This window comes from Spirosoma pomorum (assembly GCF_054776615.1).
The window spans coordinates 1-18,093 of the sequence record NZ_BAAHBP010000003.1; the positions used below are offsets into that span (position 1 = coordinate 1).

Consider the following 18,093-nt stretch of genomic DNA (forward strand, 5'->3'; position numbering starts at 1 on the left):
TGTTTTTTTGCTCTTTCACGACTCTGCGAAGTTAAGCACTTGCAGTGTCCCGATTTATTAGACCATCTCAAGGAGGTGCGTCAAAGAGATAAGGACCACAGCACGCTAGAGAATCTTATCCGCGCTACCTGGCAGGATAGACTATCAGTTTGACCATTGATACTGGGACAATCAGTAAATAGACTAGCGATCGTTCACCTGCTTCTTGGCCCTATCCCCGCTTTAAGGATAAGGTTTCGCATTTTTTATTTACTTAGTCTCACAACGCTTTACAATCGGATTGGGTCTGCTATCTTGGCGCGTAATAAGACGCGAATTTTACTCCATAATCAATTACCCAATGCAAGCCAATGTTCTACTCAAGTGGGCCATGTGCCTGATTATGATTGCGACGCTCTTTTCCTGCGCCGACCACCTGCCCCCGGTGGCAACGACCCAATACCGGATTAAAAAAATACGCACCTCCGCGTCCCGCGCTTCTAGTGCCAGTGAGTACTTCTATAACAGTGCCGGCAGGGTCGAGAAGCGGGTCGATTACGCCAGTGGTAGCGCTAATTTCCTGCCCGACGTGGGCCAGCCCTTCTTATATAGCTACAACAATCAGGGGCAACTGACCAGTGTTGAGGGGCAACTGGTGCCGGGGACGAATTTCATCAAACAACTTATTGCCTTCGACTATGATCAGAGTGGTCTGATCAAGACGATCCGTTACTACCGCACATTCACTGGTCAGACGGATCCTACGCTCTACAATACGCGTACGCTGGAATACAACGAGCAAAAACTGGTCAGCAAAACCACGGATCAGCCAACACCTGACCCCGTCAACAATCCAACCCCGTTTCCCGCCGTTAGGACCTATTCCTACGTGAACGGTAATATTTCGGAATTCAACGATATCTCCTTGTCTACCTCTGTGAAATACACCTACGCGACCTATGATGACAAACCCAACCCTTATTACACGGTTCAAAACTACGTAGGTATACTGATAAGCCGAAACAACTACATTGATCCAAAGAATCAATACACCTACAATAACGCAGGGCTGCTAACGTCGGTAGTCACTAACTACCAAGAGCCTGAAATCCGCTTGCAAAGCACAGCTACGTTTGAGTACGAAGCGTATTAACGAAACACGTTGCGATTAACTATTAAAGCGCCTGGTCAAAATGACCGGGCGCTTTTACGTTTACTGCGCTTGAGAGACTGATGTTACTTTGAAGCGTATATGTTTAGTGTAACAAAACGCACAGTTTAAGAAGCAGGTCTATGATAGACAGCACCCCCGTCTCATTTGAGAGCCTTATTTGAGACTGTTGTGAAAAACTGAAAAAAGAAATAGCTAGGCTCTTTAAGCAGATCCTGGAACTCATGTTAATTAATCTTTACAACCTGTCCAACGATAGCTATTCGGTTCAAAACCAATTTTCAATATCAAACAGGAACCAACTCAGGACTGAAGAGGTTGACATACATTAACCGATGCGCATGTATTAAACCCTAGACAGATAATGGATACCAAATCCCTCGTTAAAATGGCTAAATCCCTCAGCGATCCCCACCGCCTGCAACTGCTCAAGGAAATTGCAAAAGGGACAAACCGGGGGTGTGCCGATTTGTTTGATGCCGTTCCCATTAGCCAACCGTCTATGTCCCAACATTTGAAAGCACTATCCGATGCAGGGTTGATCGAGTCTCATAAGGAAGGCCGCAATATGTTTATATCGATTAATCCAGCTAAACTACAGGAGTTAGAAGATTTCCTACAGTCATTAAAAATTATGTAAGCCATTTTGACTGGCGGCCGACGGTGGTTTTCTGTTAATAAATAGATAAACACTTAATTATGTATTTATTAATTAATTAATTATCCTATAACCTATTAAATAACAGCACCTTACATAAAAAGCACTATGAATATTGGAATTGTTGGGGCCGGTAACATCGGCAAGACCCTTGCCCGCAAACTACAACGGCACGGCCACCAAGTGCGCCTGGCTAATTCGCGCGGCCCCGAATCACTGCGGGATTTTGCCCAGCAAACCGGCGTCACGGCCGTGACCGTCCGTGAGGCAGTGCAGAGGGCGGAGCTTATCATTCTCACCATTCCGTTGGGGAAAACGCCAGATGTGCAAGCCGATTTTCGGGACATACCCAAAGAGGTCATCATCGTAGAAACGATGAACTACTACCCGGAGCGCGATGGCGAAATAGCCGCTATTGAGCAGGGGCTGACCAACAGTGCATGGGTCGAGCAAGTGCTGGGCCACCCGGTTATTAAGGCCTTCAACAACATTGGGGCGTACAGCTTTTTTTCCGATGGCCAGCCCGCTGGCACCCCCGGCCGGATTGCCCTGAGCGTATCGGGCGACGACGAAGCGGCCAAGCAAACGGTCATCGAACTGGTCAACCAGACCGGCTTCGAGGGATACGATGCAGGCCCCATAACCGACTCGTGGCGGCAGCAGCCTGGTAACCCAACCTACTGCACCGACCTGCCGTTGGAGGAAGCCATAGCCGCCAGGGCGCGGTCCGTGCGGACCGATGCCCCGGCTAACCGGGACATCATCAGTCAAAAGCTGGCTGACCTAGGCGAGGAGTACATGCAAATAGTCGTGAGTGGCAACTACCCTACGGGGTTTGTGGACCGGGGCATCGACGTGTTGCGGCACTATTACGGCTATCCCAGCCGGCAAAAGCCAGCGTAGCCTACTTACCTGGCCGTGGCGCACGCCAGCGTCTTACTGACTAAAATACGGTTTACTATATTCTTAATTTCATGAAAATCGGAATCATCGGAACCGGCCCTGTCGGCGGCTCCCTCGCTAAAAACCTGGCGGCCCTCGGCCACCAGGTGAAAGTAACCAACACCCGCCAGCCGGCCGAATTGGCCCGGAAAGCGAAGGAGCTGGGGGCTAGCCCCGCCACCCTACAAGACGTGGTGCAGGAGGTGGACCTCGTTTTTATCGCTGTGCCTTTTAAGGTGCTTGACGAGTTTCCCAAAGACTTGTTCCGGTCGCTACCCCCTGAGGTAATTGTGGTGGATACGGGCAACTACTACCCCCACCGGGATGGGAAAATCGACACACTGGAGCAAGGCCAGCCGGAGAGCGTGCTGGCGGCCCAGCAGTTGGGTCGCCCCATCCTGAAAGCCTTCAACAACCTGCTCGCCGAGACAATTGCCACTGGCGGTACCGCGCCCGGCACAGCCGGTCGCATTGCCCTCTCCATTGCGGGCGATGATGAGCGCGCCAAACAAATTCTATCCGACCTCTGCAACGACCTCGGCTACGACGTGGTGGACGGGGGTAGCCTGGCCGACTCGTGGCGGCAGCAGCCGGGCACGCCGGCCTATTGCACCGAGCTAACGGCCCCCGAGCTGACCCAGGCCCTGGCCAACGCCGTGCCCGGCAAGGCACCGCAGATACGCGATGAGATTATCCTGGAGCTGATTCAACGCGAAGCGTGGCCTACGCGCGAAGAGGTGGTGGCCGGCAACCGCGCCAAGCAGCGGGGTAAGATGTAGTTGGTCCCAGCACCCCGCGTAGTTGCTCACGGCCCGACAAACCAACTATATCTATATACTACATTTTTTTAGTACAAACTCATTGCAAACTCAAATGGAAAATAAGCAAAACCCGACCATCCTTGTCCTGGGCTCCAGCGGAACGATCGGCCGTCAAGTTGTAAAAGAGCTTGAAAATAAAGGTGTCAATGTACGAATCACTTCGCGTAAACAGGAAGTGGTAGAACAACTTAGCCGCGAAGGAAAAGACTGCAAATACCTCGATCTGGATGACCCAAGGACATTCGCGCTGGCGCTGGCCGGTGTGGACCGGGTGTTTCTATTAACCGGCTACACGGTGGCCATGCTTACGCAGAGCAAAACGTTGGTCGATGCAGCCAGGAAAGCCGGCGTCAGTCATATCGTGCACGTAGGCGTATTCGCGGAGTGGGATACGACCGATGCGCACTTTGCGTGGCACCAGATGATTGAGAAATACATTGAGGCCAGCGGTATTGCCTGGACCCACCTCCATCCAAATATGTTTATGGAGGTGTTTACTAGTTTCTACATTCCGAAGAATTTAACCTACACCAGTTACTGGGACGACCGGAGAGTCGGCTACATAGCCTCCAGTGATATCGCAGCGGTGGCTGCCAAAGCCCTCCTCGACGGCCCGCAGCGGCACGGTGGGCAGCACTACTGGTTAAGCGTGGAAAGCTTTAACGGACAGGAAATTGCAAAGTTGTTGAGCGAGGTTACCGGCCTTGACATCAAGCACGAAAACAAAGGGCTGGAAGGCTTTAAAGAGCTGGTTGAAACGCTGCTGGCTAATGGGGCGGAGCGCTGGTACACGAAGGCAAACATTGACTTTGTGACCCAGATGCTCGACGGCCGAATGGCGTATATGTCGATGGTACAGAACGATATTCCTTATGTGCTGGGCAGGCCTGCCAAGACAGTCCGGGAATTTCTGGAGGAGCACAAGGCCGCAATTACGGAGTCAGCTACCAAGGAATCGTAATTTTTTCATACTTCGGACAAACTGCACATGGAAACCACGTTCTCCCTAGGAAACGACTTATCGGTTAACCGGCTTGGCTTTGGCGCAATGCGCGTGCCGGGCCCCAGCCTCTACGGCCCCCCTGCCGACCGGCCCGCCATGCTGGCGCTGTTGCAGCGAGCAGTGGAGCTTGGCGCTAATTTCATCGACACAGCCGATATGTACGGCCCCTTTGTGTCGGAAGAAATCATTGCCGAAGCCCTGCACCCCTACGCGTCCGGCGTGGTTATCGGCACCAAAGGTGGCTTAGTGCGCTTCGGTCCGGGTAGTAAAGGCTTACTAAACGATGGCATCCCGCAACACTTGCGCGATGCGCTGTACGGCAGTCTGCGTCGCCTTAAGCTGGATCACATCGATCTTTATCAGTTACACCGCATCGACCCGCGGGTGCCCGCCGAGCGTACGTTTACCTTTTTAGCGGAAGCCCGGCAAGAGGGCTTGGTGCGGCATGTCGGCCTGTCGGAAGTATCGGTGGAGGAAATCAAGCTGGCTCAGCAGCATTTCCCCGTGGCCTCGGTGCAGAACCGCTACAGTCTATTCGACCGTGAGCACGAGCCCGTGCTGGCCTATTGTCGCGAACAGGGTATTGCCTTCATTCCGTGGTTTCCCATCGGCGGGGGCGAGGTAAAGGATACTGAAATGGTGCAGCAGGTAGCCGCGCGGCATCAGGCCTCGGTGCGGCAGCTGGCTCTGAGCTGGCTCTTGCACCATGCCCCCAACATCCTGCCTATTCCGGGCACCCGCAGCATCGACCATCTGGAAGAGAACATGAAGGCGGCCGCGTTGCCACTCACCGCGCAGGACATGCAGGCACTGGATAGCATCGGCTAGGATGGGGTGGCCTGACCCGTCTGCGGGAGGCTACCATCGCCCCCTACTAGCACATACTTAGTTACTGCTTCACTTTTTCATCACCTCAGTATGCGTAGTTTACCCCAAGTACCCCTGGGTAGCCAGGGCCTGCACGTCCCCACCCAAGGCTTAGGCTGTATGGCCATGACGCCTTTTGCGGGCACCGGCTTGTACGGTCAGCCAGACGAGGCCGAAAGCCTGGCCACCATCCACCGCGCCCGCGAACTGGGCGTCAACTTCCTGGATACGGCCGATGTCTACGGCCCCCTGCTCAACGAGCGGCTAGTGGCCAAAGCCACGGCCGGCCAGCGCGCCCAGTACACTATCGCCACCAAGTTTGGCTTCGAAGTAGACGACCAGGAGCAAATGACCAGCGGCTTCAACGGCCGCCCCGAATACGTGCGCAAGGCCATCGAACGCTCGTTGCGCGGCCTGAAGACCGACTATGTCGACCTCTACTACCTGCACCGTCTCGACCCGGCGACCCCCATCGAGGAAACCGTGGGTGCCATGAGCCGGCTGGTGGAAGAAGGCAAAGTGCGCTACATCGGCCTGTCGCAAGTGTCGGCTGATATCCTGCGTCGGGCCCACGCCGTGCACCCGCTCACGGCCCTGCAATCCGAATACTCGCTCTTTGACCGGGGGGCGGAGGAAGACGGTATGCTACAACTCACCCAGGAACTGGGCATCGGTTTCGTGGCCTACTCGCCACTGGGCCGGGGCTTCTTGTCGGGCGAGATTACCAAGTTTGAAGACTTTGATGCCACCGACTTCCGCCGGGGCTTGCCCCGCTACCAGGGCGAAAACTTCCAGAAAAACCTGGCGCTGGTGCTGAAAGTTAAGGACCTGGCCACCCAAAAGCAGGTGACGGCCGCCCAGTTGGCTATCGCCTGGGTACTGGCGCAGGGCGTCGTGCCCATTCCCGGCACCAAACGGCGCACCTACCTGGAGCAGAACGTGGCTGCGGCCGGTATTACCCTGAATCCGCAAGAGCTAGCAGAACTGAATGCTATTCTGCCGGTGGGCAGCGTCAGTGGGGCAGCCTACGCGTCTTAGGAAACGCCGTTTGCCCCGGCAGAACCTGACGCCCGGCCTGTGAGCGTCAGGTTCTGCCGGGGCAAAAACACGCCTATATACACCTGGATATGAACAACAGAAAAACGTTAAAACTGGCCGCAGTCATTGATGGGCCGGGGTGGAATTTTTCCTCCTGGCGCCACCCCGATATGCCCGCTGACGCCGGCGAAAACATCGATTTCTTCATTCAGCAGGCGCAGCTGGTGGAGCAGGCCAAATTCGAAACCCTGTTTTTGTACGATGTGAGCCACGTCGGCCCCGGCAACATCCCGTACTACCTGAGCATGTTTGAGGGGGGAACGCTCATGTCGGCCCTCGCCACGAAAACGGAGCGCATCGGCCTCTCCCTGACGGCTTCGACCTCTTACACCGACCCCTACAACCTGGCCCGGCAAGTCTTGTCGCTGGACAAAATCAGCAAGGGCCGGGCCTCGCTGAATGCCATCACGTCCAACCCCGGCGGGATGGTAAATTTCAGCCGGGGCCACCTCGGCAAAGCGGACCAGTACCCTATGCATAAGGAGTTTCTGGAAATTCTGCTGGGCCTGTGGGATACCTACGAGGATGATGCCTTTCCCCGAGATAAAGAGAGCGGTATCTTTCTGAATCCGCGCAAGATGCACTCGGTTAACTACCGGGGCAAGTACTTCTCAGTGGATGGGCCACTGAACTTGAGCCGCTCGGTGCAGGGCCGACCGGTTCTGTACATGGCCGGCAGCTCGTCCACCTTTGTGGACCTAGCTACTTCTTACACGGACGGCGTCTTTATGGCCGGTAGCACCTTCGAGGAGACCTTGTCCCTCGCCAATGCGCTGACAATGAAGCTACTCGAAAAAGGCAGGCAGCCGGAAGACTTTGTGCGGTCAGTGGCACAAAATCCTATCGTGGGCCGCACCGATGTCGAGGCCTACGCGAAGTATCAGGCAATCCGTTCTTTAGGTCCGTATTCGCACCGACCCGTTCCCTTATTCATGGGTTCAGCCGAACGCATCGCCAATGAGATACAGAAGTGGTATGAAGCCGGGGCAATCGATATGCTCATGGTTCAGCAAGACCATCCCTACGGACTACAAGACTTTATTGAGCTAGTGGTGCCCATTTTGCAGGAACGCGGCCTCTTCCATACGGAATATGAGGCCGACACGCTGCGGGGAAATCTTGAGCTGCCCAAACCAGCGTTCCGAACCATCTAATCGCCAAACCAGTGTGCTTGTGCAACAGCTATGGATGCCACCGCGAATATGGTGATAGCGCACCTTTAGTTAAGTATAGGCCATGCTCGTCTGTCATTAAATTAAAAGAAGTCACCATACGTGTGCTACGGATTGTAGTTGACAGTTACTAAAACAAGCCGTCCAATTAGATGCCCATTTACCGAAACACTTTGTCTTAAAAAGGCCGGAGTTTGAAGGCATGATAAGGGCGCCTAACAACCATTCTTCGAGATCTGTAAGTGGTATGAGCGACACGCCTGACTATGGAGTACTGATTGCACGATGACTCGGCTTATTTCGACCAAAGCCGCGGATCAATCACCAGAGGCTTCTCGTCAAGTATCCGAATGGAAGCATAGCTACTGTGAGCTGGATGCAGTAGGTAATTGATCCCGTCAGGCATTACTGAGGAAGGTACACCTAAAGCTAACACATCGGGCCGAGCTAGCCAATCAGCTGCGATATGCTGACTTTGATGGTAGGTGTTCGCCTGCCAGTAGGAGGGTAGTTGAGCGGCATCCAATAGGCGCTGACTATCGGGGGGTAACTCCAGACTAAACAAGCGATACGCGGGCAACTCATCGTAGGGGACTTGAGGCATGTGCACCAAAATCTCCACCAATGCTAATGCCGGATGTTCTGCTGTATAGAGAATGCCAACACCCGGTGGATTCCACCGCCCGCCATTGAGCCAGGTACCGGTAACGTCCAGCGGGTGGGCGGCATATTTCTGCCGTACTACTCGATAAACAATAGCCATCACTTAGCCGAAGATGCCATAGTCAATCCGGCCCAACACCCGCTCTACCAAGCTATAGCCTGTGACGGTGTCCAGCACCTGGATGGGCGTTTGATAATCCAGTTCTCTCAAAGGGGAACGCATCCAATTGAGAACAGTGGAAGCGCGTCCGTCAAAGGTATCTAAGGCGTGTAGGAGCAGATTCTCTAACAGCAGTAACCGTTCGGAGGCATCCTGACTAATACGTTGGTTGACCTTTAGTCTATGCAGGTACGAAGCTGATAAACCCAGCATGGTGGCCAGTTCTTTATCCGTCAAGCCGACTAAACTCGCTACGCGGTCCGCTTCGGCTCGCAGTACACCCTCTCGACTGCGGGCGATAATTTCCTGTTCGGTCAGAAGGCGGTTCAGCAAAGCTTGGTTAGGGGGCAACAAAGGCAGGGCAATGGCCATGGGAATGAAGTTTGCAACTAAGCCAACTACAAAAATTCACTCCATTAAGTTCTCAATTAGTTTGGTGGATGCATGAGTACGACAATCTATAGATTTTGCTATGCAGACTGGTACTGTTGCTTCAATCAATGCAACTAACTGATGTCTGCCTGCATCTCTTCCAAGTTAATCTATATCAACACTCACTTTGGAGGTTATTTCATGGCAATGTTATTTGGCTACGCCCGCGTATCAACGCAAGACCAAAACCTCGATCTGCAACTGGATGACTTGACGAAGGCTGGCTGCCAGCGAGTGTTTCAGGAAAAGGTGTCTTCAGCCAAGGCCCGCCCGCAACTCCAAAAAATGCTGGATATTCTTCGGGAAGGGGATACGGTCATCGTCTGGAAACTAGATCGTCTGGGCAGATCATTAAAAGAACTCTTCACCCTCGTCGATGACTTTCAACGCAAAGGTATTGGCTTTCGTAGTTTGAACGATGCCATTGACACCACCACCGCACAAGGGCGTCTAGTTTTCAATCTGTTTGCCTCCCTAGCGGAGTTTGAGCGCGACATGATCCGGGAACGGACCAAGGCGGGCTTGGTAGCTGCTCGTGCCCGGGGCCGAGTGGGTGGACGTCCCAAAGGCCTCTCCACCGAAGCACAAGTCAAGGCGCGAGCTGTCAAAGCCATGCATGGGCTCAGGACCCATACGATTTTAGAGATTGGTCAACTCTTTCACCTCAGCCGAGCGACGGTTTATCGGTATCTAGCTTGGCAGGAAGAAAAGATAAATACTGATTCACAAGCAATACTGTTTCATTGAACGGGTGTTTAAAAAGACGCTTTATCCTGTCCACTTCCGAACTGTCAATGTCCAAAAATGGACAGGCACTTTTGACCAATAGGCGTATCTGAGCCGGAGAGACCTTTTCAGCAGGGTGGTACAATAATTGACCATCGCCTCTAAATGACCAATCAGACCGCTTACTAGAAAACGACTATGGTACGCAGTTACGTCAAAATCGCTTGGCGAAACCTGGCCCGTTACAAAGTATTCTCGGCCATCAATATCGCTGGCTTAGCTACGGGCATGGCTGTAACCATTCTGATTGCACTTTGGGTCTACGATGAACTCTCCTTTGATCGACAGAATTCCAACGCAGATCGCATCGCTCAAGTGTGGCAGATTGTTCAATTTGATGGCGAAAAGGCGGCTTATAACGTAGCCGCAATTCCGATGGCGGGGGAACTGCGCCAGAACTATCCTGACTTTAATCGAGTAGCCCTGGCGACCGCTGACCGGGAGGTGGCGTTGACGGCGGGAGAAAACCAGTTCACCCCAACGGGTCGATTCGTAGAGGCTGATTTCTTGCCCATGATGGGGGTTCACATGCTCCAGGGACCACACCAGAACTTAGCGGATGTCAACTCGATCATCTTGTCCAGTTCGCTCGCCAAAACCCTCTTCGGCTCCACGAATCCACTCAATCAGCTGGTTCGGCTCGATAGTAAAGTGAGCCTGCGGGTGACGGGCGTTTACCAGAACTTCCCCCCTAACAGTACCTGGAGTGCCGTGCATTACCTAGCCCCCTGGTCCTTATTCCTGGGAATTAATCCAGGGGCGAAGAAGGCTCAAGATAATTGGGATGAAAACTCATATCAAGTCTTCGCCCAGCTCAAACCGGGGGCTTCCCTAGAACAAGCTTCGGCGAAGATCAAAGATGTTCGGATCAAACGCGACAACCCACCGCCGTATAAGCCCGAATTCTTCCTGCATCCGATGACCAAATGGCACCTGTATTCCGATTTCGACAATGGGGTTAACATCGGGGGATTAATTCAATTTGTGTGGCTGTTTAGTTTGATTGGGGGATTTGTGCTGTTGCTGGCCTGCGTCAATTTCATGAACCTCTCCACGGCCCGCTCCCAGCAGCGGGCTAAAGAAGTGGGTCTGCGCAAAGTAGTCGGTTCGTTGAGAGGCCAACTGATTGCCCAGTTTGCGGGGGAATCTCTGTTGTTTACCAGCCTGGCTTTCCTCCTAGCGCTCGTACTAGTGCAACTGAGTTTGTCCTTCTTCAATCAACTGGCTGACAAACAGATTTCTCTTCCCTGGACCAATCCTTACTTTTGGGTGATTGGCGTCAGCTTTAGCTTGCTGACCGGCCTAATTGCGGCTAGTTACCCCGCACTCTACTTATCCTCGTTTCAGCCCATCCGGGTCTTGAAAGGAAGTTTCAGCGCTGGGGGGCGGAGTAGCCTGCCCCGTAAGGCGCTTATTGTTTTTCAGTTTACCGTCTCGATAACGCTCATCATTGGTACAGCCGTTGTGCTCCACCAGATCAAGTATGCCAAAGACCGGCCTACGGGCTATAGCCGTCAGGGGCTCATCGAGGTCAACATGCGAACGCCGGCCCTAATGGGTCATTTCGAGGCATTGCGAACCGATTTGCTGGCGACGGGGGCCATTCAAGAGATGGCCGTTTCCAACGGGTCGGTGACGGTGGATCAGACGGGGGTGACCAATGTTTCCTGGCCTGGCAAATCGCCCGATTTACATCCCTTGTTCATGACCAATCAAATCTCCCCCCAGTTTGGTAAGACCATCGGCTGGCAAGTAAGCGCAGGCCGTGACTTTTCGTGGGCTTTCCGGGGCGATTCGTCGGGGGTGGTGCTGAACCAGTCTGCCTTAAAATTGATGGGCCTGAAAGATCCCCTGCATACGATGATCAACTGGAACGGTCGTGATTTACCCATCATTGGTATTATCAATGACCTCATCAAGGACAGCCCCTTTGGGCAGGTTACGCCATCGCTTTTTGTCCTATACGATGCATCGGTGGGCGTGCTGACGCTCAAACTCTCCCCCACCATAGCCACCAGCCTAGCACTGACTAAAATTGCGGGTATCTTCCATCAGTATGACCCCAGTACGCCTTTCGTCTACAAATTTGTGGATGAGGAGTATAGTAAAAAGTTTAGCGCAGAAGAGCGGATTGGTAAACTAGCCACGTTGTTTGCCAGCTTGGCCATTTTCATCTCCTGTTTGGGCATGTTCGGGCTAGCCTCCTTCACGGCCGAACAACGGCGCAAAGAAATTGGTATTCGCAAAGTACTGGGGGCCACGGTGCTGACGGTATGGACTCTACTGGCTAAGGACTTTGTGGGACTGGTTGTATTGGGTTGCTTTTTAGCGTCACCCATTGCTTGGTATTTTCTACATGATTGGCTGCAAAGCTATAGCTACCGTACGCCGATCTCGGGGTGGATTTTTGTGGGGTCGGGGGTGGGGGCGTTACTGCTTACGTTGGTAACGGTGAGTTACCAGAGTATCAAAGCGGCTTTAATGAATCCAGTAAAGTCCTTAAGAAGCGAGTAGCATCACCAATCAGCTATTCTCTTTAAATGCTCAATTTAAGAAGTAGATAACACAGAAGTTCCTCTGTTTCATGGGTGAGGGTATTTTGATACAGAGATTAACCCGACTAGTCTTCGATGGGAGCGGCTATTGCTTCGCTAAGCCCTCTTTTGTTTTATCCGGCTAAAAGAAGCATCCTGGTAGGCTGGTATAACAGCCCACACACATCAATAATAGAACCTGGGTCTTGAGGGGTGATCCTATTGACAAATCAGTGCCCTTCCCACGGCTACCAGACTGGGTAGACATCACGCTCGCCTGGCTTTTAGCCGTACCCCTTAACCCCACGGCTACGATGGATACGGTGACCCGGTTTGTTTTGTCAATCAGTTGGCTAGCAGCCATAACCACAGCCCTTGTCGGCTGCCGACAGCCTGAAGAGAAACTTCCCCAGGGGACAACCTTGCAACTAGTCTTGGCCCAAAATCAGCCCCTCAAACCGGTCTACTTCTGGGAAGACTCCCTACAGCGGCAGCTAAGCTTCGAGCTCTATCACTACGATCAAAACCAGTTCTTCCGACCACTCAACTAACCCCCTCAGTTCTTGATCAACGGGCAACCCCTGGCTGGCAACTCCTTTGTTTTTCCCGCCCCCGGCCAGTACACCGTCTCGGCTCGCCTTGACAGTCGCATCAGCGACAATCAGCTGATAATTACCGTCAGTAAAGCCGCTGATTATCTCCAGACAGTCCGCATCAAAGCCGCTGTCCCCTGGCTCAACGCCGACTCGATCAGTCGGCTACCACTGACCTATGAACTCCTCACCAAGCAAGGCAATCGGTTGAACGCCGATGACTATCCCACCCCTCAGCTATGGGCCGACGGCCAGACCCAGCCCCAGCCGACTTTTTTTTCGACCTCGACGGCGGGTATACACCGCCTGGAGGCTACCTTTTTTGGCGTCCCCTCGACAGTGTTGGCTGTGACAGCCCGCCCCGCCCGCCACTACTCGCTCGCTCGGCTTCCCGTCGTAATCCATGTGCCCGACGGGTTGAGCGCTGAGGTTGATCCCACCCGACTCTTGGCCTCGGTCAATCAATTCTATCGCCAGCGGCTAGCCGGGGCCGATCCCAACCGAGCAGATCCAGCCATAGAATTTTACCCCGCCCCTAGTGACCCCCAAGGTCAGCCGCTGGCGGTAGCTGGCCTGCACGCCTTAGTGGGTAGCGATCTGGCGTCTCCTTCGGAGGCCGAGCGGATCGTGGCCGAGCAGCTTAAGAAGTGGTGCCCCCGCCAGTATATCAACGTCTTCGTTGGGCTGAACTGGATTGCTTCCTATGATGCCCAGACAAATTATGCTTACCAGCCTGTTCTGCCGGCGGCCACCGAGTCGGGGCCCACGTGTGACGAGTTAGCGGCCCTCAACTGGTCAGTCAATCAGTTGCCGGCCATCCATTTAGCCCGTTCCTCGTGGGTGGTTGACAATGGCACATTTGCCCATGAGCTGGGTCACTTTTTAGGGCTCCCCCATACGTATCGGCCCAGCTGTGGGGGCCGTAGTGTGTTTGAGGATGTGCCCCAATATGTGGGCAGTTTGCGGGACGAACATGGGCAGAAATACAGCTGCCAGGGGGCGGTATTTGTGGCGGATAATTTGATGGATTATGCTTCTGGCTGGCGTAGCTTTACCCAGGATCAAGTAAGGTTCATGCGGCTGATGTTGGACAGGGGCCACTACCTTCCGACTCACTCAGAGGGGGCCGCTTCTAGCCGGCGGGGACGGGTGGGGTCAACGGCGGCAGCAGCGGGGTCAATTGTACGTTAGTCTCGTTGGCGTATTGTGGCACCAACGAGGCGGCAGTCATGCAGACGCTCCTTTGTCTCATAGGGAGCGTTATTCAATACGCTTACTTGTTGGCTCCCTTATAGATCACTCCGTCTTTCATCACAAAATGCACCTTGTCATAGAGCACGTTCGCAAAGTCCGTTTCCAAGTCGCCATCAAAGGCGACAATGTCCGCCAGAGCCCCTGCTTTTAGGACGCCTACTAACGCCTGTTTACCTATGGCTGAAGCGCCATGGTAGGTGCCAATCTGAAGAACATCGACAACCGGTAGACCGGCCTCTACATACGAAACAAGCGTATTCTTGGCTTCCGACCCGACGGCCCTGGGAGTATACAGGTATAGATCAGAACCGTATACAATGCGGACCTCCGCTCGGACGGCTCGTAGTAAGCGATCTTTGTTGGTGGCCACAACTTGCCGGATATCTTGGTCGGATATGTTACTCTTGGCCAAATCAACGATGCCTTTATAGCCCGCATAAGAGCCATCGGTTGGAACCAGATACGTGCCTTTTCGAGCCATCAACTGTAAGGTGCTGTCCGATATCCCGTAGCCATGCTCAATGCCATCCACTCCGGCCTCAACGGCATCTCGAATGATCTCATCGTAGGTTGCGTGAGCGGTTACTTTTAAACCGTTTTGGTGGGCCACCTCCACAATCGCTCGCATCTGCTCAGGCGATAGGACCAATCCGTTATCGTTGGTGGCGCAAATCTTAATGATATCGACTCCGTTGAGCTGATGCTCTTTGACAGCGCTGCGGGCTTCATCAACGCTTTTAACAATGGAGTATTCCTGGGCAGGCAGTGCTTTATGCAGGTAAGCCAGTTTGCCAAATTGCCCATTGGGCGGGCTGATGATGGGTCCTGACACCAACATGCGCGGCTCCCAAACCCAGCTTTTGTCGATTGCCCTTTTTAAGGCTACATCTAAGTATTGACCCGAATTGCCTAGGTCCCTGACGGTCGTTATACCAGCCTCTAAATAGGATTTGGCGATACCAGCTCCTCGAAGTAGCCGATCCCCATCGGAATGCTCAATGAGATCGTTTTCCATAGGGGTACCACTTTTCTGCATAAAGAGCAGATGAGTATGGGAATCTATCAGCCCGGGTATGACCGTTGACTTGGAAAGGTCGATAAATTGACTGGTTGGCCGGTAGTCATCTGCCGAGGGTCCCACCTTAATGATTTTATTAGCTTCGACAACGATGAATTGATTGCGGAGAAATTGCTTTTTTTCAGAGTCGAAAAGTTTGCCGGTTTTGATGACATATCGGGTTGGCTGCTGCCCCCAGGCAATAGCTATAGTGAGCGAAAAAAGTAGGATTAGGGCTTTCCTCATGGGCAGTAGCGGTATTCCGTCTAATTATGGCTGGCTAAAGTATACAATCTTTCCCTTGCTGGTAGTAGTGTTTAGTCCGACTTGTAAAACGCCCCATTTATGACACAGTCTCCTTCGTTGCTCCTCCTTCATTTACTTCCATCCAACATAGATAACCCTAGATTGGCGGGCGGATTGAGCGGGTAAACTGACCTGCCTCCGCTAGCAGAATCGTTTTAAGGATAGCCATCGTCTCCACGTTGACGCCTAGTCTGATTCGGTGCTCTGCTCCTCATCGCGCCATAGCCGGCGCTCAATAGGAAATGATTCTTGCTTGACGACTTCAATCTCCTTGAAACGAGGGTGTGACGGATGAAGCAGGTAATTGTAAGACATTGGTACCACCACCGATGGTACTGCCGCTACTAAAGTTGTAGGGTTAGCCAACCACTCGCGCAGTATCCATTGGGTGCGCTCATAGCTCTGCTCGTGCCAGTAGGCAGGGAGTTCCTCTACAGGATATGTGGTTACATCATCGGGGATGCTCAAGGTGAACAGCTGCAGTTTAGGCAGCTTCGCATATCTTACCTGAGGCTGGTGGACCAACGACTCAACCAACGCTAAAGCCGGCGAGGAGGTTGTATATAGTAAAGGAAAGCCTTTGGGGTTCCAGCGGCCACCGAACAAACGAGCTCCTTCGGTAGCCAGCGGTTGGTTGCTGTATGTTGCTTTTACGGTTCGATAAACAGTGAGCATGCCGGGTCAGTGGCTAGTTTAGCCAACAATACCATGTTCAATTCGGCCCAACACGTCATCAACCAGGCCAAAGCCCGTCGTCGTGTCTAGCAGTTGCAGAGGAGATTGCGTGTTGAGCTCTCGAATCGGGGCATGTAACCAGTCGGCTAGTGTCTGAGCATCCTCGTCAAAGACCGCTAAGCCATGCCGGAGCAGATTCGTCAATAAAAGTAACCGCTCAGAGGCATCACGTGATAGTCGATCCTGCGGCTTGATCCGGTGCAGATTACGATCAGACATGTTGAGGATACGTGCCATTTCTAGATCAGTCAAACCAACCAAAGCCGCCACTTGGTCCGCTTCAGCCCGAAGCACTCCTTGGCGGGACTTATCAATCACCGTGTAGGGCGGGTAAACAGCTGTATGGGCGGGAAGAGTTATATAAGCCATAAGAGATCACTGAACTATGTCGGTGGTATAACCGCAATATGGCGCACAAAGTTCAGCTTGGTCAGGCGAACTGACATAACATACTCCCCTTTTAATAGCAGAGATATAATCCCTCTTTCTTCTCGAACAGGAGCGTTTGAAAAGATGATTAACTAACGTTTGAGCAGTTTTTACAGCCTGGCTGTTCTCAGAGATAGAACGTATACTACCGATTACTGAGGGAACAACAAATAATTTAGCTGCTCTATGAACCCAGCAGCCCCAACGTTCTGCCAGCCGGGTGGAACCTACTTCTTGTTGAACCACTGAATGTACTCCAAGATGTTATTGTCAGGATCGGCAAAATAGACCCAAGTCTCTTCCTGCTCAATCAGCAAGGGGCCTTTAACAATGGGAATACCTTTAGTTTTTAAGTCAGTTAAGGAAGTCTCCATGTCGCTGATTTCTAGGCAATAATGAGGACAGAATGGCTTTTTGATCTCGGGAAGAACATACTCATTCACTAAATCCTGAATTAACTCTAATCGAGCCGTCCCTAACGATAAAAAGGCATACTCTTCCTGCTCTTCCTGATTGACCGCTCGATGATCAAGCTGAAAGCCTAACATGTCGGTATAAAACGCGATGGCTTTATCCATATTCTTAACCTGGAACCCACAGTGATCGGCCTTCATAAACTAGTAAAATGTCAGCGATAGTCGTTAAAGATGGCAAAGTTAGGCCGTTGCCAGGCCGAAGTTAGATGCTGCATTAGCCGGTTCTGATTCGCTATTACCTCACTGATCAAAGCGAGTGGTTCATTTTGTGGTATAAGGAAGCTACGCTAACTGCTAGCCCACTATAAAGGAGCTATCGAATTTGATTGATAGCCTTTGGCCTAAAGGGCAGTCTACCGACATGCTCGGATCAAAGACACGAAAACTCCTCTTGTCCCGCTTTGGAGCGTTTTCCAGAGACAAAGAGACAATCGGTTTGCTAGTATAGGTCAACCCTGCTTTACGGGTGGACCTGCGGACTCTAGCCCAGTTGGTAAGGTTGCTTACTGGTCGGGGACGGATGATCCGTTCAGGACGGCGCTGCAGCAGGTACTGGATCAACACCTCAACAACGCCCAGTTTGACGTGGACGAGCTGGCCAGTGCCCTGCACGTGAACCGGGTGCAGCTCTACCGAAAAGTCAAAGCCCTCTCCGGATACACCGTCACCGAATTGCTGCGCAACTACCGACTGGGACTGGCCCGCCAGCGCCTGCGTGCGGGCCAGTCGGTGGCCGATGTGGCCGACGCGGTGGGCTTCGAGAGCGCCAGCTACGTTGCCCGCTGCTTCCGTGAGCCATACGGCCTGACGCCCACTGCCTACCAGCGGGGCCAGGAGCCTACACCCGCCAAGTAGCCCTGGGGGGCAAAAAAAGCCCCATTTTTTGGGTCAAGGTAACATCTTTACTAGTCGATGTAACATTTGTACTAACCCCCCGGCCAGGTTTAAGCCTAGTTT

Annotated in this window: 19 protein-coding genes; 13 read left to right on the top strand and 6 right to left on the bottom strand. The window is 52.8% G+C overall.

Going from position 1 to position 18,093, the window contains the following annotated elements; all coding sequences use genetic code 11:
* Positions 1-340 precede the first annotated feature (340 nt).
* From ACYVAD_RS08075 to ACYVAD_RS08110, 8 genes are all read left to right on the top strand, one after another.
* Complete coding sequence (locus tag ACYVAD_RS08075; protein ID WP_461138986.1) at positions 341-1,132, top strand: hypothetical protein; 792 nt, start codon at positions 341-343, stop codon at positions 1,130-1,132.
* A 406-nt stretch (positions 1,133-1,538) separates the two neighbouring features.
* Positions 1,539-1,790, top strand: coding sequence for an ArsR/SmtB family transcription factor (locus tag ACYVAD_RS08080; RefSeq protein WP_461138987.1), 252 nt, complete (start codon positions 1,539-1,541; stop codon positions 1,788-1,790).
* Between the two features lie 126 nt (positions 1,791-1,916).
* The gene (locus ACYVAD_RS08085; protein WP_461138988.1) at positions 1,917-2,711 is read left to right on the top strand and encodes an NADPH-dependent F420 reductase; all 795 of its coding nucleotides are present in this window, start codon (positions 1,917-1,919) and stop codon (positions 2,709-2,711) included.
* Positions 2,712-2,782: 71 nt separating this feature from the next.
* Entirely contained in the window at positions 2,783-3,529 is a 747-nt protein-coding gene (locus ACYVAD_RS08090) for an NADPH-dependent F420 reductase (protein ID WP_461138989.1), read from the top strand.
* A gap of 94 nt (positions 3,530-3,623) precedes the next feature.
* Positions 3,624-4,532, top strand: a complete 909-nt coding sequence (locus ACYVAD_RS08095; protein ID WP_461138990.1) for an NmrA family NAD(P)-binding protein — start codon at positions 3,624-3,626, stop codon at positions 4,530-4,532.
* 27 nt (positions 4,533-4,559) lie between these two features.
* Positions 4,560-5,402: an aldo/keto reductase gene (locus ACYVAD_RS08100; protein ID WP_461138991.1), complete on the top strand. Its 843-nt coding sequence runs from the start codon at positions 4,560-4,562 to the stop codon at positions 5,400-5,402.
* A gap of 165 nt (positions 5,403-5,567) precedes the next feature.
* Positions 5,568-6,479 carry an aldo/keto reductase gene (locus ACYVAD_RS08105; protein WP_461139170.1) on the top strand — a complete coding sequence of 304 codons (912 nt, stop codon included), beginning with the start codon at positions 5,568-5,570 and terminating at the stop codon, positions 6,477-6,479.
* A gap of 89 nt (positions 6,480-6,568) precedes the next feature.
* Positions 6,569-7,693, top strand: a complete 1,125-nt coding sequence (locus ACYVAD_RS08110; protein ID WP_461138992.1) for an LLM class flavin-dependent oxidoreductase — start codon at positions 6,569-6,571, stop codon at positions 7,691-7,693.
* 313 nt (positions 7,694-8,006) lie between these two features.
* Here ACYVAD_RS08110 and ACYVAD_RS08115 read toward each other — a convergent pair whose 3' ends face one another.
* On the bottom strand, positions 8,007-8,474 hold the full coding sequence (locus tag ACYVAD_RS08115) for an RES family NAD+ phosphorylase (protein WP_461138993.1): 468 nt from the start codon (positions 8,472-8,474) through the stop codon (positions 8,007-8,009).
* Between the two features lie 3 nt (positions 8,475-8,477).
* The gene (locus tag ACYVAD_RS08120) at positions 8,478-8,906 is read right to left on the bottom strand and encodes an antitoxin Xre/MbcA/ParS toxin-binding domain-containing protein (RefSeq protein ID WP_461138994.1); all 429 of its coding nucleotides are present in this window, start codon (positions 8,904-8,906) and stop codon (positions 8,478-8,480) included.
* A 141-nt stretch (positions 8,907-9,047) separates the two neighbouring features.
* Between ACYVAD_RS08120 and ACYVAD_RS08125 the strand changes: the two genes are divergently transcribed.
* The 4 genes from ACYVAD_RS08125 to ACYVAD_RS08140 all read left to right on the top strand — a co-directional run bounded on the left by ACYVAD_RS08125 (position 9,048) and on the right by ACYVAD_RS08140 (position 14,070).
* Positions 9,048-9,713 carry a recombinase family protein gene (locus tag ACYVAD_RS08125; protein WP_461138995.1) on the top strand — a complete coding sequence of 222 codons (666 nt, stop codon included), beginning with the start codon at positions 9,048-9,050 and terminating at the stop codon, positions 9,711-9,713.
* Between the two features lie 177 nt (positions 9,714-9,890).
* The gene (locus ACYVAD_RS08130) at positions 9,891-12,266 is read left to right on the top strand and encodes an ABC transporter permease (RefSeq protein ID WP_461138996.1); all 2,376 of its coding nucleotides are present in this window, start codon (positions 9,891-9,893) and stop codon (positions 12,264-12,266) included.
* Positions 12,267-12,519: 253 nt separating this feature from the next.
* On the top strand, positions 12,520-12,837 hold the full coding sequence (locus ACYVAD_RS08135) for a hypothetical protein (RefSeq protein ID WP_461138997.1): 318 nt from the start codon (positions 12,520-12,522) through the stop codon (positions 12,835-12,837).
* 12 nt (positions 12,838-12,849) lie between these two features.
* Positions 12,850-14,070, top strand: coding sequence for a M43 family zinc metalloprotease (locus tag ACYVAD_RS08140; RefSeq protein WP_461138998.1), 1,221 nt, complete (start codon positions 12,850-12,852; stop codon positions 14,068-14,070).
* A gap of 82 nt (positions 14,071-14,152) precedes the next feature.
* Here the strand turns inward: ACYVAD_RS08140 and ACYVAD_RS08145 are convergent, their stop codons facing one another.
* The 4 genes from ACYVAD_RS08145 to ACYVAD_RS08160 form a co-directional block, all read right to left on the bottom strand.
* Positions 14,153-15,436 (bottom strand): amidohydrolase family protein, encoded by a 1,284-nt coding sequence (locus ACYVAD_RS08145; protein WP_461138999.1) that lies wholly within the window; start codon positions 15,434-15,436, stop codon positions 14,153-14,155.
* A 246-nt stretch (positions 15,437-15,682) separates the two neighbouring features.
* Positions 15,683-16,171, bottom strand: a complete 489-nt coding sequence (locus tag ACYVAD_RS08150) for an RES family NAD+ phosphorylase (RefSeq protein ID WP_461139000.1) — start codon at positions 16,169-16,171, stop codon at positions 15,683-15,685.
* A gap of 18 nt (positions 16,172-16,189) precedes the next feature.
* The gene (parS, locus tag ACYVAD_RS08155) at positions 16,190-16,600 is read right to left on the bottom strand and encodes a type II RES/Xre toxin-antitoxin system antitoxin (protein ID WP_461139001.1); all 411 of its coding nucleotides are present in this window, start codon (positions 16,598-16,600) and stop codon (positions 16,190-16,192) included.
* Positions 16,601-16,887: 287 nt separating this feature from the next.
* On the bottom strand, positions 16,888-17,274 hold the full coding sequence (locus ACYVAD_RS08160) for a VOC family protein (RefSeq protein WP_461139002.1): 387 nt from the start codon (positions 17,272-17,274) through the stop codon (positions 16,888-16,890).
* A 447-nt stretch (positions 17,275-17,721) separates the two neighbouring features.
* On the opposite strand from ACYVAD_RS08160, the gene ACYVAD_RS08165 reads away from it, so the two are divergent.
* Positions 17,722-17,991, top strand: coding sequence for a helix-turn-helix domain-containing protein (locus ACYVAD_RS08165; protein ID WP_461139003.1), 270 nt, complete (start codon positions 17,722-17,724; stop codon positions 17,989-17,991).
* The last annotated feature ends 102 nt before the right edge of the window (positions 17,992-18,093 follow it).